We start from the raw sequence: 13,064 nt of genomic DNA on the forward strand, positions 1-13,064 counted from the left end.
GTCGACACCAATTAAATAATGTTTAACGCTACGAGACGCTCCGCAATTTGAACAGAGTTCCATGCCGCCCCTTTAAGTAAGTTATCTGAAACCACCCACATGTGAAAGCCTTTAGGTTCGTCTAAATCGCGACGGACGCGGCCGACAAAGGTTTCGCGTTTATCTACACAGTCTAATGCTTGTGGGTATGTTTGCGTTGCGGGGTCATCTTGTAAAACGATACCAGGTGCATCTTTAAGCGACGCTTTAATATCAGCCGCACTGACACCAGCTTCGTCGATTTCAAAATACACAGACTCAGAATGACCACGTGAAATCGGGAGACGTACACAGGTTGCTGCGACTTTAAGGCTTGCATCGCCCATGATTTTTTTCGTTTCATTAATCATTTTATGTTCTTCGTACGTGTAATCGTCTTCACCGAATACATCGATTTGCGGTATCGCATTAAAGGCGATTTGATAATGTTTTTTATCACCGGCAGATGGTAAAATAGTTGCTTCAACTGGCTCGTTGTTTAAGACGGCCTGTGTTTGTGTATATAATTCATCAATTGCTAAATTCCCTGCCCCTGAGACAGCTTGATACGTTGAAACAATCACACGTTTCAAACCATATTGTTGACGAATCGGTTCAAGGGCTGCAACCATTTGAATCGTTGAACAGTTCGGGTTAGCGATAATGCCATGATGCTGACGAAGAGCATCTTCGTTAACCTCTGGAACGACGAGTGGCACATCTTCTGCCATTCGATAGTGACTTGTATTGTCAATCACGATTGCACCACGTTTAACAGCCTCTGGTGCTAATTCAGCGCTGATTGAGCCACCGGCACTAAAAATAGCAATATCAATTGCAGTGAAACTCTCCGGTGTTGCTTCTTCAACGATAACCGGTTTCCCTTTAAATGACAAAGTTGAGCCCGCAGAACGAGGTGACGATAAAAATTTAATCGTTGCTATCGGTAAGTCGCTTTGTTCTAATTGTAAAATAATTTGTTCCCCTACAGCGCCAGTTGCACCGACGACAGCTACATTATATAATTTTGTCATTTTGTTAGTCCCCTTTTGAGTTCAATTTAATTGATATATTAATACCCCCTATTATACTTGTGTTTAACGCGTCTGTCATCTGTTTGAAAGCGAATACTTTAAATTTAATTGGAATAAATCATTGTCGTAGCACTATTTTAGCGAAATGTCTGTTTTTTCTGACAAAACTGGCGGCTGCCAAAATAAAATATACGAAGATTCTAGCTATCTTTTTATCCCCTTTAAAAATACAAGTAACTAAGGTCGGTAGTGTGTCAGTCTATCACATTACGCTATAAGACTATTCCAGCAATCGTTGACGGCTTAAAAACACCATGTTACGCTTTTTATGTAAGTTCTCACGCTGAGAATTTAACACTCGAAGGGAGATGATTTTGATGAAACACTGTAAGTTCGTTGTTGCCGCACTGATTGCGTTAGCCTCGCTTCCTCTCCTCATCAGTCATACTGCCACTGCCGCTGTCACTCACAAAGGACCTGTTCAGGTCGAACAGCAACCGTTTGATGTTGGTTATTTCTCAGATCATTATATTTATAATACACCGCATCGGGTTGATCCGGTGCCCCGCGAAAAATTATTCGCGAACATGCCACTTGAATTAAACATCAATATCAACTCTGCCGGCGAACGTTTACTCGCGCGAGCAATGGTGCCTGGTCTACCAACTTGGACCGGACCTTGGATTGAAATCACGCTAGGCAGCGTCTCGTTACCGAATATGATTCCAGCCGGTACGTTTGTAAATGTTGAAGTGATGACGATTAGCAACCTTAATTCCACCCGGATTTCTGGATCATGGTACCATAATTAAGCCCAAGTTAACGCTAAACAGCAATAGCTTTCAGGCAAAAGGCACTCTCTGATAATCAGCATAATTGCATCGCAGGCCCTTCTTCCTATAAAATAGAATTAAATTCACTTGGAGGTGCTTACGATGAAATTAGTTGAAGAACCATTACGTTTATTTGCGAACGACGAACACGGCCACTTGAAAGCCGAGGTGACCTTAATAGCAGTTAATGATAACCTATGGTCACTCAACCATACCTTTGTGCATCCTGATTTACGAGGCCAAGGTATCGCTGAAGAACTTGTTGCTGAAGCTGTTGCAAAAGCACGACGTGAAAAGAAAGCGATTGTGCCAAGTTGTTCATTTGCCAAGGTTCAATTTGAGCGTAAGCCTGAATATGCCGATGTGTGGCATAAATAGTACAAAAGAAACCGTTCATCCTGCTCTCATAGGTTGAACGGTTTTTTATTAGCAATAGTTAGTTTACATAACTTAATTATTGTGCACCGTATTACTAACCGCCCCCCCTTCGTTTTTCAACAGCGAAATTGTTAGTTTGAGTTGAAACAATCTGGTATCTCTCCTTCCATGTTTCAGATAGTTGGGCTGACCCTAATCATTTCCCTCCTTCTTTTAGACTAATTCGAGTATGACAAGTGCCACTGTAAAGATAAAGCGACAATTATGTCGCCTCTAGCAGTTGCTTGCGTAAAGTGACGAGCTTCTATCCATCGCTATCGCGCTTGGCACTTAGTAACAGACAGTATTCAATCCAACTTACGCTTGTTATAGTTTTATTTCTGGTCCCCAAATGACTAATGGGGTCACATTAATTAGCATATGAATAAAAAAAAGCAATAAACTTGTCTGTAATGAGTGCTTTCGCTTAAATGAACTTAAAAGAAAAGTAATAGCCAACACAAATGACTGACAGATTGTGAGTACTAGCGGAAAAAACGTTTTGAAAATTAAATATGCCCAAATACCGATTAAATGACTGACTGATAATGCGACGACTAATGAAAAAAATAAAGCAGTGCTCTCATGTTTCAGCAGTACAGTTATCACTAAATAGTACATGCCATACATCACGCAAAAACTAACAATTGTATAGAGCAATACACTAATAATCTCAAATAAATTGTACTGTAATTGCGTCAAATTAAATAAACGTTTCATATCAACTATGAACGGAACTTTATCTTGGTAGAATTTTCTTGCTTCAAAGTATAAGATTAATTGCGATAATGGAACGATTGAAAAGAGCAGAAAACGCGCAAAGTTATCACTTTTTTTCATCTAAATCACATCTTCCACACTTTAAATCAACTAAGTTTATGATTCTCAATTCTGCTTGTAAAAATTTTTGGGCTTGATCGGTGTGTGAAACAATGATGATAATCGCGTCGCTTGTTTTAGTTATTTCCAAAAGTTTTTGAAATATCATTGCTTGGCTTATTTGATCGATGCCATTCATCGCTTCATCTAATAATATTAATGTCCACTTGATTGGAAGGAACAGCAAACTCAGTCCGACCTTCATTTGATTACCGATTGAACTCGAGACATATTGCTCCATTAAATAGCGTTTCTCGTTTGAATATAAGTTTGTGGGGCATTTTTCGACCGAAAACGGACAGCCACATAGATAAGCTGCCAAGGCAATGTTGTCTCGGATAGATAAAAATGGCACACCGATACCATGATGGTCTAACAATAAAATCTCTTTGTCGGTTATTCCTTCAATCAATCCATCATAGGAATGGTCGATTCCTGCTAACATTTTTAGTAATACTGATTTCCCACTGCCATTTTCACCTTTTAAATGATATAAACCTGGTGAGAATACATAAGATAATTTATCAAAAAGAACCCTGTCATTGAATGTCTTTGAAATGTTAGTCACATAAATAATTTCCATCCACTCCCTTCTATTATTCCGGAAAGGATTGTTGCTAAAATTGTGAGCATCAAATAATACCGATTGTCTTTGAGGAAACAAATGATGGGCGTTAATTGTTGCTTCTGCCAGAATTGAATCATCATTTTCCATGCTAAAAATTGATAGAAAATAACAGTTGGCATTTCGATTAACCCATGAGGTAATAAATAATATAAAGTCATGTCCAAACCAGTCAAATGAATAGCTAATCCAATCGAAAAACTGATTAGCAACCAATTAATGCTAATTGTTAATGCACTAATAGGGAATGTGAGTAGCGTCATTATTAAGTGAAAGAGATTGTGCTTTATTATTTCATAGCTAAACTTCACACCATAAGCAGGTGTTGCCAACGGAATATTACTATCCATCCTTTTAAAAAAAAGGACAGTTAAAAAGACAAGAACAATGTTGAAGATTAGTATTATCACAGTAAACTTAACTAATTCTTTACGTTCTATTTTCATAAAAACACACCCAAGTTAAAAGTGATTGTCAAAAAAAGGGCTTCCAAATATAGTTGCGGCTGTTTTTTTCGTTCTAAGATGATTTTAAGCGGTAACTGACAGAAATAAACGATTAACAGCCATAGCCAGATTGTTCCAATAACTACTAATACCAGTCCATCAACAATCATGAAATACAACGAAAAAAACAGCGTAATATATGACAACGTAAGTGGTATCACTCTCCAAAAGTAAACGCCATAGATTATTTTTTTGCTTACAGACGCGCTTGAAGCAGCTAACCAACTAATTCGACCGATACTTTTGTTTTTATTTTCCAACAACGACTGATTAAAACCATCTGCATCGATAATCATAATGAGAACAACTAAGGGTAAGAGCGGTAGCCTTAACGTGAAATAATGAGATAACGTCATATAGCCAGTGAAAATAATGCAATAAAAAAAGAAGCTTTTTTTTTGGTAGTATAGAACACTCATTAAATAAAGGGTACTTAAAAAGCGAACATTAAGTCGCTTCGTTTCTTTCTTGCGCCGATAGACATAAGGATGATAATGATTAAAAATAACAGAGCCAACGATTACTGAAAGTAAAAAACAACCAATTGACAATAAAAAGTCATTAAAAAACAACAGTGAATGAACGCATAAAACAAGGAACACACGGAAAACAGTTAACGGTGTATATTGAATAATTGGCAGTAAAAGCCAGCCAGTTAGTAGAAAACAACTTAAGTTGATTATTGCTAACACATCAGTATTAAGCATCATTACTATAAAACTACAAATGAAATAGCAAGTGAATACTAATAGAACATCATTTACTCGAATAAAACAGAAACACAGATATTTCCAGTAACGTTTTTTATGACATATATAAGCCAAAGGCATTTTCCGTAATAATTGTTTTAAAAAAGGCAGTTGATATGAATAAAAAAGCACTGTCATAATATAATGCATGTGTGTGACATGATTTTTAAAAAATGATGAAATAAGCAAGAGTAAACAGCCCATCAGTAGACTACTACAGAGAAACATTTCAAATAACGGAAAGGCTATCACTTCTTGCTTTTTAAGATAGCGTTTATACCATTTTTCTTTGATGAAATGATAGTATCGCATTTAACTTACCAAACAGCTGCTTGTTTTTTTCCATATTTTTTAATCAAAATTTTAGCAGCTGCTAAAATAACAACACCCCAGCCAAATGAGCCACCGACGATTGCGATAATCGCCCAAATAGAACCTGTACCACTGGCAATTTCTATGATTTGAACAGCTGCTACATGTGAAATGCCGAATTGAGCTGCCAGGCTAACAGAGGGCAATGTCCCGCTAAATAATAGTCCGATTAGGATCACGATTAGCAGTGTGATAAAACATTGGGTCACTCGTTTTTGGATAGTCATTAAAAACTCCTCCTCCTTTTTTAGTTAAGTTACCTAATAGCTAAACTACGTAACCTACCTTTAATTCTAAATTAACAGTTTATTTCTCCTTAGTAAATAGACAGTTATGTCTCCTCTGAACCAAGTTGTTGCTTGAGAACAGTGACTACCTCCGCGACATCGATATCAAGTTTGTCGATCAGTAGGATGAACAAGTCTAACGATGGCAGCGACTGATTGTTTTCAATTCGTGATAATTGACGGACACTGCAACACTGTTCACTAACGGTTGTTTGAGATAATTTAGCTACTTTGCGCGCTGCTTTGAGATAATCACCTAACATTGCTCTCCTCTCCTTCGCGTTCTTTGTTTTTTTACCTTCTATAGTATAACCTAAACAGCTTTTGGGGAACTAAGGAGAACATAAAAAAGCCCCTGAATTAAAATGGTTCTATAATTTATGGTGTTGGTGAATTTTCACTGATGCCTTTTTTTTCGCAAAAAAATAGCAACATTTTCAAAATCCCTATAATATTAAGTCACCACAACAAATTTATAAGGGGGATTCGACAATGTCAGCTATCACTTTTAATAATATCGCGCATTCCTCTGGAATTACAGATGAAACTATTTCTTTTCCAAAAACATGGTGTTTAACTCAGTTAATTAAAGGTGTTTTAAGCACTTGTTATTTTGGCACACTCTCTTACATACACTCACGGTGTGCGAATTGCGGCTTTAATAATAAAACAGTTAAACTCATTAAACACGGAACTAAACTATCACGTATCACACTCCCTAAAACAAATAACCTTCCAACCTATCTCTTTTTAAAGAAGCAACGCTTCTTATGTAAAGGATGTAAAACAACCTTTATCGCTTCAACTTCGATGGTAAAACGAAATTGTTTTATCTCCAAACGTGTCATCCAAACACTAGCTGCCGAAGGACAGTTTATTACTTCTGAAAAAGATATCGCTTTTAGACAGAGTGTTTCAACAACTACTGTTAATCGTGCTTTACACCAATGGTCTCCTCAATTCAAACCGAACTATCAAAGGCTTCCACTACATCTTTCAATGGATGAATTCAAATCGGTAAAGAGTGCTGATAGTCAGATGAGTTTTATTTGCACTGATGCGAAAAAATATGAAATCATTGATATCCTCCCATCTAGAAGATTGCATCATCGATCGTTTTCATTTGTCCCAATTAGTAACACGCTCCCTTAATCAAACACGCATTAAACTCATGAACCGTTATGATACTTCAAACTCAGAAGATAAAAAGATTTATCGTAAACTCAAAGCGTATTGGAAATTACTTCTCAAAAACAAAACAGACTTAAGCGATTTTGATTATCGCTATCATCGTTTATTTAACGGACAAAAAAGTTCGAGAGGAATCATCGATTACTTTATGACACTGGATGTTGAATTCAAAGAAACGTACGAACTAGCACAGCAATTACTGATTGCGCTACAACACAAAAATTTCCCTGCTTACCAATCACTGATTCAGACTAAAAAACCTTTCGTTTCTTCACAACTGAAACGCAGTTTAAAAATATTAAACAAGCATTTACTTGCAATCGAAAATAGCTTTAAATACAAGGATTCCAACGGGCATTTAGGAGGGATCAATAACAAAATAAAAGTGATTAAACGGATTTCGTTTGGTTACCGTAACTTTTCAAATTTCAGAAACAGGATTCTACTCGGATTCAATCATAAACGCATCGCTCCCAACTCGTAATTAATTGACTCTTTTACTGTCTTTTAATACGCGAGAGCCTCAATAATAAACGTGCAGCGTCATGACGTTTGTGAAGGCGACTCTAGCGGGAAAAGTGGCAGCTGAATACCTCAAGCGGAGCGCGGAGGATGAAGCGTCACCCGCAGAAAGCGTCCTTCACATTAGGAATGACTACAAAAAAAGCAGCTACCAAAAAAGGTAGCTGCAAAAATGACTTATTTTACTAAATTTTGAATAACAACACTATTTGACATAGAGCCATTAAAATTCAGAGACTTGAGGCTTTGATCAACACAATGCTCAGTCGTCAGCGTTCACTTGCGTGAACGTAACGTGTTTATTTCTTTTCTGGTTTATCTAACAACGCTTTAATTGATAAATTCACACGGCCTTTTTCGTCAACCGCGATGACTTTAACCATGATTTCTTGATCCATTTTCAAGACATCTTCGACGTTGGCAACACGTTCATGAGCAAGCTCAGAAATATGTGCTAAACCGTCAGTTCCTTTAAAGATTTCGATAAACGCACCGAATTTTTCAATTCGACGGACTTTACCTAAGTAAGAGGCGCCTACTTCAGCAACACGAACGATATCACCGATGATTTCTTTCGCTTTTGAAATCATGGCTTGATCAAGCGATGCGATGTAAACGGTACCGTCTTGCTCGATATCGATTTTAACGCCTGTTTCTTCGATGATTTTGTTGATTTGTTTTCCACCAGGTCCAATAACATCTTTAATTTTAGCTGGTTTAATTTGCATTGTCACAATTTTAGGTGCGTAAGCACTTAACTCAGGACGTGTTTCAGAAATCGTTGTAATTAAGTGATCTAAGATATGCTCGCGACCTGCTTTTGCTTGAGCAAGAGCTTCTTCTAAGATTTGACGGCTTAAGCCATCCACTTTAATATCCATTTGTAAGGCTGTGATCCCTTTATAAGTACCTGCTACTTTAAAGTCCATATCGCCAAAATGATCTTCCATGCCTTGGATATCAGATAAAATGGTATAATCATCGCCCACTTTAACTAAGCCCATTGCAATCCCAGCGACTGGTGCTTTAATCGGCACACCCGCATCCATTAAGGCAAGGGTTGAACCACAAATACTTGCTTGTGAACTCGAACCATTTGACTCTAATACTTCAGACACAACACGGATTGTGTAAGGGAATTCTTCTTCACTTGGTAAAACTTGGAACAAGGCACGTTCACCTAAAGCCCCGTGACCAATTTCACGACGACCTGGCGCACGTTTTGGACCCGTTTCACCAACAGAGAATTGTGGGAAGTTATAATGGTGCATGTAACGTTTTGTTTCTTCCTCACCTAATCCATCAATGATTTGGTGTTCACGTAAAGGTCCTAAGGTTGCAACTGATAATGCTTGTGTTTGTCCACGTGTAAAGAGACCTGAACCGTGTGTACGTGGTAAAATACCAACTTCTGATGCTAACGGACGAATTTCATCGACTTTACGGCCATCAGGACGGATTTTATCGATTGAGATTAAACGACGCATCTCATCTTTTTCAAGATTCCCTAAAATGCTCTTGAATTCGGCAATGATGTCAGCTAATTCAGTTTCAGCTGCATATTTTTCTTCATAGAAAGCAATCGCTTCAGCTTTCACGTCATCAATCGCAGCTTCACGCGCTTTTTTCTCTTCCGTTTTAATCGCAGCTTTCATTTTAGCTTCGTAGTCAGCCTTAACTTCAGCAACGTAGTCAGCGTTAGGAACGAAGAGCTCGATTTCACGTTTTTCTTTCCCTACTTTGGCAACAATTTCTTCTTGGAATGCAACTAAGCGAATGATTTCTTCGTGACCAAACATGATCGCGCCTAACATTGCTTCCTCATCCACTTCTTTAGCACCAGCTTCAACCATGTTAATAGCATCTTTTGTACCGGCAACCGTTAATTCAATGTCACTCAGTTGTTTCTGCTCAACAGAGGGGTTAATAATGTACTCACCGTTCACGCGGCCGACATGTACACCCGCAATTGGGCCATCGAATGGAATGTCAGAAATACATAATGAGATTGAAGAACCTATCATCGCAGCAATATCTGGTGCACAATCTTGTTCAACGCTCATTACAGTGTTTGTAATTTGAACATCGTTTCGGAATCCATCGGCAAATAATGGACGAATGGGACGGTCAATCAAACGCGCTGTTAAAGTAGCGTGCTCACTTGGACGACCTTCACGTTTGATGAAACCACCAGGAATTTTACCAACAGCATACATTTTTTCTTCGTAGTTAACTGTTAACGGGAAAAAATCATATGGTTTCGGATTTTTAGAACCAACTGATGCTGTTAAAACGACAGTGTCGCCATAACGAATAAACGCTGCACCGCTTGCTTGTTTAGCTAATTGGCCTGTTTCGATAATGAAGGGTTTACCACCCAGAGTTGTTTCAAATACTTGTTTTTCTGTCATTAAAATAGTCCCCTTCCAAAGTAAACAATAGACGTTAGAGCCTAGTGTTAGTGATGTCACAGTCCTGTACGGATTATAATAAAATGGTTATGCACCATCATCCAAAAAAGTAATTAAAAGCGAAAGCAACCGATAGAAACAAACAGCTTGGAAGAAAAATGTGAGCGATTATCTACCGTCGCAAGCCTTTTTCTGAAAGGTGTAAGTTTCTGGTTGATTGAACGAGATAATTAAAAGCGAAAGCAACTCGTTCAGAGCATTAAAAAACAGAGCTAACTGTCCCCTATTCATCTTACAGGTCAGTAGCACACACTTTTTTATTATGCGATTCGTTCTTTTAAGCACTTTTTTGGATTCATAATCGACGTATCAGTCTGTTCTTAATCAAATAAAAATGCGGGAGGTTCGCTCCCGCATTAATACAGTCGTTAATATTAACGACGTAATCCTAAACGTTGGATTAATTCACGGTAGCGAGGAACATCATTGTTACGTAAGTAAGTCAATAAGTTACGACGGCGACCGATCATTTTCATTAAACCACGTTGAGAATGGTAATCTTTTTTGTGTTCTTTTAAGTGACCGTTTAAAGAGTTGATATCAGCAGTCAATACAGCGATTTGAACTTCTGGAGAACCAGTGTCACCTTCGTGTACTGCGTATGCTTTGATGATTTCAGCTTTTTCTTGTTTTGAGATAGCCATTTTCTTTTCACCTCCAAATTAATTAATAGCCCCAAATACTGAGCAAGCGCTGGTGAAAGTCGACAAGCCAAGTAAAGGTTAGTACGCAAGGTACAATAGTAACTATACACAATTTCGGCTGTTAAATCAACCATTTGCGTTAAATTAGTTGTTCTTTTTCGCAAAAAAAGCACGTGTATTGGTTTCGTCTTCTTTTAATTGCGCCACTAAGCCTTCAATTCCTGTGAACTTCAGTTCAGGACGGAAATAATGATGCCATTCTATCACGACTTCTTCTCCATAAATTTGATCGTTAAAATCAAGAATATACACTTCGGTCGACAAGATTTTTTCATCTTTAAAGGTAATGTTATAGCCGACGCTCGTCATACTATCATACGTTTGTCCGTTGACCGTAATCCGAGTCGCATAAATTCCAATCGGTGGCAACATCATATTGTGTTCGGTTAAAATATTAGCGGTCGGGAAACCGATGGTGCGCCCCCGTTTATCACCATGAATAATCGTACCTCGTGTTTCGTACGGCCGGCCTAATAATTGATTGACTGCAGCCATATCACCTTCGCCTAAATAGCGACGAATTACAGTTGAGCTAACCTTATCGTTTAAATCACTTAACTTACCAACCGTCGTCACCTCGAAACGACCTTTGGCGAAGTCTGGTAAAGTTTCCATTTTGCCAGCACCAAATTTACCATACGAGTAATCGAAGCCAGCCACAACATGAACAGCCCCTAAACCGACGATATAGTCTTCAACAAAGTCGGCCGGTGCTAAACTTGAAAAGTGAGATGTAAAACGCGTCACATATAAGGTATCAACGCCAAGTTTGGCAATTTCATCGCCTTTTTCAGCCAAGGGTGTTAAGTACTTCACTGTTTTTTTCACCTTGCTTAAAACCATTGATGGATGCGGATCGAAGGTCATCACCGCACATTTAACGCCGCGTTTCTTTGCTTCTACAACGGCCCTTTTAATAACGGCTTGATGCCCACGGTGAACACCGTCAAAAAAGCCTAAGGCTAATACGATTGGCTCTGTCGAACGTAACTCAGCAGCCAAGGGATGGTGCAAACGAATAATTTCCACTACTGTCATTCCTCTCATTTTACGTCAAAATAATTAAATTGAGCCGTTTGTTTTTAAAATCATCTTTTCAGGCTTCCACATGCCCTCTTTCGTTGGATGTGGTTTATAAACCGCCACAAGCACGTCATGATGAATCAACGCACGCAAGGTCGTTGTATCGCCCGGTTGTTCTTGCACCTGTTCAGCCGTTAATGAACCGCCGTGTTTAACAGTTAAATGTGCCTCGTCTGAAAGATGAATCTGTGTTAAATCTTTAACCGCTAACATCATATCATATAAAAAGTCTGCTGGCTCGCCAGTTGCTTTCCATTCATTTAATTCCTCTAACGTGATACAGTCTTTGCGTGTAAACGTCCCACTCATTGTGCGGACCAAGTCTTCCATATGGGCAGGATAACCAAGCAATTCGCCTAACATCACAGCCAACGTCCGTACGTATGTGCCTTTTGAACAGTCTATCCGAATTTTAAAGCTCGGATTGGCCGCATTAACGACACCTTCATCGAGTCGTTCCAACGCATGTATCGTTACCTGACGTTCTGGTCGTTCAACTTCAAGACCGAGTCGGGCATACTCATACAATTTACGTCCATTGACCTTAACCGCTGAATAAAGCGGTGGTATTTGCGTGATTTCGCCAGTTAATGCCGCCAACGCAGCTTCAATTTCGACTGGACTGATGTCACCAACGAGTGCTTTTGTTTCAACAACCTCGCCTGTGGCATCCTCTGTTGTTGTTGTTGAGCCAAGGCAAATAACAGCTTCGTACATTTTACCAGTTGCCGTCATATATTCTGACAGCTTGGTCGCCTTACCAATCATAATTGGCAACACACCTGTAACAGCTGGATCAAGCGTTCCCGTATGACCAACCTTTTTTGTGCCTAGAATTTTGCGGAGTTTATAGACACAATCATGCGATGTAATGCCAGCTGGTTTCCATAATGCTAATATACCGTTCATATTCTCCTCCTAAAAAAAACGCTCGCATACGTCGATAAACCTACGTTTGACAAGCGTTTTCACTATTATTAGACACTGATGTCTAGTCTTTTTGATTTAAACTACGTAATAAATCATCAATATGGTTCCCATATTCAACCGAAGCATCAATTTCGAAAAAGAGTTCAGGCACAATCCGTAAACGAATACGTTTGGCGATTTCATTTCGAATAAAACCTTTTGATTTTTCTAAGGCAAGCATACTTTTTTCTTTTGTTTTGTCTGAGCCCATGATTGATACATAGACATTCGCTTGTGATAAATCACCTGTGACACGGACATCTGTCACCGTTACAAAGCCGAGGTTAGGATTTTTTAGCTTTTGGCTAATAATTTGACCTAACTCTTTTTGCATTTGATCACCTACGCGTTCAGCACGTAAATTACTCATATTAGTCACCTCATAATCATGCGAGGCCCCTCAA

At 38.7% G+C, this 13,064-nt stretch carries 16 protein-coding genes; 4 read left to right on the forward strand and 12 right to left on the reverse strand.

From position 1 onward, the window contains the following. Positions 1-11: 11 nt before the first annotated feature. Positions 12-1,052 carry an aspartate-semialdehyde dehydrogenase gene (locus ACJYYY_RS06170; RefSeq protein ID WP_408868715.1) on the reverse strand — a complete coding sequence of 347 codons (1,041 nt, stop codon included), beginning with the start codon at positions 1,050-1,052 and terminating at the stop codon, positions 12-14. A gap of 377 nt (positions 1,053-1,429) precedes the next feature. On the opposite strand from ACJYYY_RS06170, the gene ACJYYY_RS06175 reads away from it, so the two are divergent. Next, the gene (locus ACJYYY_RS06175; RefSeq protein ID WP_035312706.1) at positions 1,430-1,864 is read left to right on the forward strand and encodes a hypothetical protein; all 435 of its coding nucleotides are present in this window, start codon (positions 1,430-1,432) and stop codon (positions 1,862-1,864) included. Between the two features lie 123 nt (positions 1,865-1,987). Beyond that, on the forward strand, positions 1,988-2,263 hold the full coding sequence (locus ACJYYY_RS06180; protein ID WP_035312704.1) for a GNAT family N-acetyltransferase: 276 nt from the start codon (positions 1,988-1,990) through the stop codon (positions 2,261-2,263). A gap of 366 nt (positions 2,264-2,629) precedes the next feature. Here the strand turns inward: ACJYYY_RS06180 and ACJYYY_RS06185 are convergent, their stop codons facing one another. The 6 genes from ACJYYY_RS06185 to ACJYYY_RS06210 form a co-directional block, all read right to left on the reverse strand. Next, the gene (locus ACJYYY_RS06185) at positions 2,630-3,142 is read right to left on the reverse strand and encodes a hypothetical protein (protein ID WP_408868716.1); all 513 of its coding nucleotides are present in this window, start codon (positions 3,140-3,142) and stop codon (positions 2,630-2,632) included. Continuing rightward, positions 3,129-3,764, reverse strand: a complete 636-nt coding sequence (locus ACJYYY_RS06190; protein WP_035312699.1) for an ATP-binding cassette domain-containing protein — start codon at positions 3,762-3,764, stop codon at positions 3,129-3,131. Before ACJYYY_RS06190 ends, ACJYYY_RS06185 begins: the two co-directional genes overlap by 14 nt. Further along, positions 3,746-4,252: a stage II sporulation protein M gene (locus ACJYYY_RS06195; protein ID WP_035312697.1), complete on the reverse strand. Its 507-nt coding sequence runs from the start codon at positions 4,250-4,252 to the stop codon at positions 3,746-3,748. The genes ACJYYY_RS06190 and ACJYYY_RS06195 overlap by 19 nt, the downstream gene beginning before the upstream one ends. Next, positions 4,249-5,022 carry a hypothetical protein gene (locus ACJYYY_RS06200; RefSeq protein ID WP_408868717.1) on the reverse strand — a complete coding sequence of 258 codons (774 nt, stop codon included), beginning with the start codon at positions 5,020-5,022 and terminating at the stop codon, positions 4,249-4,251. Before ACJYYY_RS06200 ends, ACJYYY_RS06195 begins: the two co-directional genes overlap by 4 nt. A 356-nt stretch (positions 5,023-5,378) precedes the next feature. Continuing rightward, complete coding sequence (locus ACJYYY_RS06205) at positions 5,379-5,660, reverse strand: uberolysin/carnocyclin family circular bacteriocin (RefSeq protein ID WP_051456746.1); 282 nt, start codon at positions 5,658-5,660, stop codon at positions 5,379-5,381. Positions 5,661-5,764: 104 nt separating this feature from the next. Then, entirely contained in the window at positions 5,765-5,983 is a 219-nt protein-coding gene (locus ACJYYY_RS06210; RefSeq protein WP_035312693.1) for a helix-turn-helix domain-containing protein, read from the reverse strand. Between the two features lie 229 nt (positions 5,984-6,212). Here ACJYYY_RS06210 and ACJYYY_RS06215 point away from each other — a divergent pair, with 229 nt between their 5' ends. After that, positions 6,213-6,872 carry a transposase family protein gene (locus ACJYYY_RS06215; RefSeq protein ID WP_408868718.1) on the forward strand — a complete coding sequence of 220 codons (660 nt, stop codon included), beginning with the start codon at positions 6,213-6,215 and terminating at the stop codon, positions 6,870-6,872. Further along, on the forward strand, positions 6,790-7,395 hold the full coding sequence (locus ACJYYY_RS06220; RefSeq protein WP_408868719.1) for a transposase: 606 nt from the start codon (positions 6,790-6,792) through the stop codon (positions 7,393-7,395). The genes ACJYYY_RS06215 and ACJYYY_RS06220 overlap by 83 nt, the downstream gene beginning before the upstream one ends. A gap of 337 nt (positions 7,396-7,732) precedes the next feature. Here ACJYYY_RS06220 and pnp read toward each other — a convergent pair whose 3' ends face one another. The 5 genes from pnp to rbfA all read right to left on the reverse strand — a co-directional run bounded on the left by pnp (position 7,733) and on the right by rbfA (position 13,030). Then, on the reverse strand, positions 7,733-9,844 hold the full coding sequence (gene pnp / locus ACJYYY_RS06225; RefSeq protein WP_035313716.1) for a polyribonucleotide nucleotidyltransferase: 2,112 nt from the start codon (positions 9,842-9,844) through the stop codon (positions 7,733-7,735). 434 nt (positions 9,845-10,278) lie between these two features. After that, complete coding sequence (gene rpsO, locus ACJYYY_RS06230; protein ID WP_035313718.1) at positions 10,279-10,548, reverse strand: 30S ribosomal protein S15; 270 nt, start codon at positions 10,546-10,548, stop codon at positions 10,279-10,281. A gap of 144 nt (positions 10,549-10,692) precedes the next feature. Then, the gene (locus ACJYYY_RS06235; RefSeq protein WP_035313719.1) at positions 10,693-11,637 is read right to left on the reverse strand and encodes a bifunctional riboflavin kinase/FAD synthetase; all 945 of its coding nucleotides are present in this window, start codon (positions 11,635-11,637) and stop codon (positions 10,693-10,695) included. Between the two features lie 33 nt (positions 11,638-11,670). Next, on the reverse strand, positions 11,671-12,600 hold the full coding sequence (truB, locus tag ACJYYY_RS06240; RefSeq protein ID WP_035313720.1) for a tRNA pseudouridine(55) synthase TruB: 930 nt from the start codon (positions 12,598-12,600) through the stop codon (positions 11,671-11,673). Positions 12,601-12,682: 82 nt separating this feature from the next. Beyond that, complete coding sequence (rbfA, locus tag ACJYYY_RS06245) at positions 12,683-13,030, reverse strand: 30S ribosome-binding factor RbfA (RefSeq protein WP_035313721.1); 348 nt, start codon at positions 13,028-13,030, stop codon at positions 12,683-12,685. Between the last annotated feature and the right edge of the window lie 34 nt (positions 13,031-13,064).

It is taken from the genome of Brochothrix campestris (assembly GCF_046058945.1).
Classification (GTDB): Bacteria; Bacillota; Bacilli; order Lactobacillales; family Listeriaceae; genus Brochothrix; species Brochothrix campestris.

Bases quoted from the DNA above. Each gene is read 5' to 3' on its own strand.
- ACJYYY_RS06210 (WP_035312693.1), bottom strand. From the start codon at position 5,983: ATGTTAGGTGATTATCTCAAAGCAGCGCGCAAAGTAGCTAAATTATCT.
- rbfA (WP_035313721.1), bottom strand. From the start codon at position 13,030: ATGAGTAATTTACGTGCTGAACGCGTAGGTGATCAAATGCAAAAAGAG.
- ACJYYY_RS06195 (WP_035312697.1), bottom strand. From the start codon at position 4,252: ATGAAAATAGAACGTAAAGAATTAGTTAAGTTTACTGTGATAATACTA.
- ACJYYY_RS06200 (WP_408868717.1), bottom strand. From the start codon at position 5,022: ATGATGCTTAATACTGATGTGTTAGCAATAATCAACTTAAGTTGTTTT.
- ACJYYY_RS06175 (WP_035312706.1), top strand. From the start codon at position 1,430: ATGAAACACTGTAAGTTCGTTGTTGCCGCACTGATTGCGTTAGCCTCG.
- ACJYYY_RS06180 (WP_035312704.1), top strand. From the start codon at position 1,988: ATGAAATTAGTTGAAGAACCATTACGTTTATTTGCGAACGACGAACAC.
- ACJYYY_RS06185 (WP_408868716.1), bottom strand. From the start codon at position 3,142: ATGAAAAAAAGTGATAACTTTGCGCGTTTTCTGCTCTTTTCAATCGTT.
- ACJYYY_RS06170 (WP_408868715.1), bottom strand. From the start codon at position 1,052: ATGACAAAATTATATAATGTAGCTGTCGTCGGTGCAACTGGCGCTGTA.
- ACJYYY_RS06190 (WP_035312699.1), bottom strand. From the start codon at position 3,764: ATGGAAATTATTTATGTGACTAACATTTCAAAGACATTCAATGACAGG.
- ACJYYY_RS06215 (WP_408868718.1), top strand. From the start codon at position 6,213: ATGTCAGCTATCACTTTTAATAATATCGCGCATTCCTCTGGAATTACA.
- pnp (WP_035313716.1), bottom strand. From the start codon at position 9,844: ATGACAGAAAAACAAGTATTTGAAACAACTCTGGGTGGTAAACCCTTC.
- ACJYYY_RS06220 (WP_408868719.1), top strand. From the start codon at position 6,790: ATGAAATCATTGATATCCTCCCATCTAGAAGATTGCATCATCGATCGT.
- rpsO (WP_035313718.1), bottom strand. From the start codon at position 10,548: ATGGCTATCTCAAAACAAGAAAAAGCTGAAATCATCAAAGCATACGCA.
- ACJYYY_RS06205 (WP_051456746.1), bottom strand. From the start codon at position 5,660: ATGACTATCCAAAAACGAGTGACCCAATGTTTTATCACACTGCTAATC.
- truB (WP_035313720.1), bottom strand. From the start codon at position 12,600: ATGAACGGTATATTAGCATTATGGAAACCAGCTGGCATTACATCGCAT.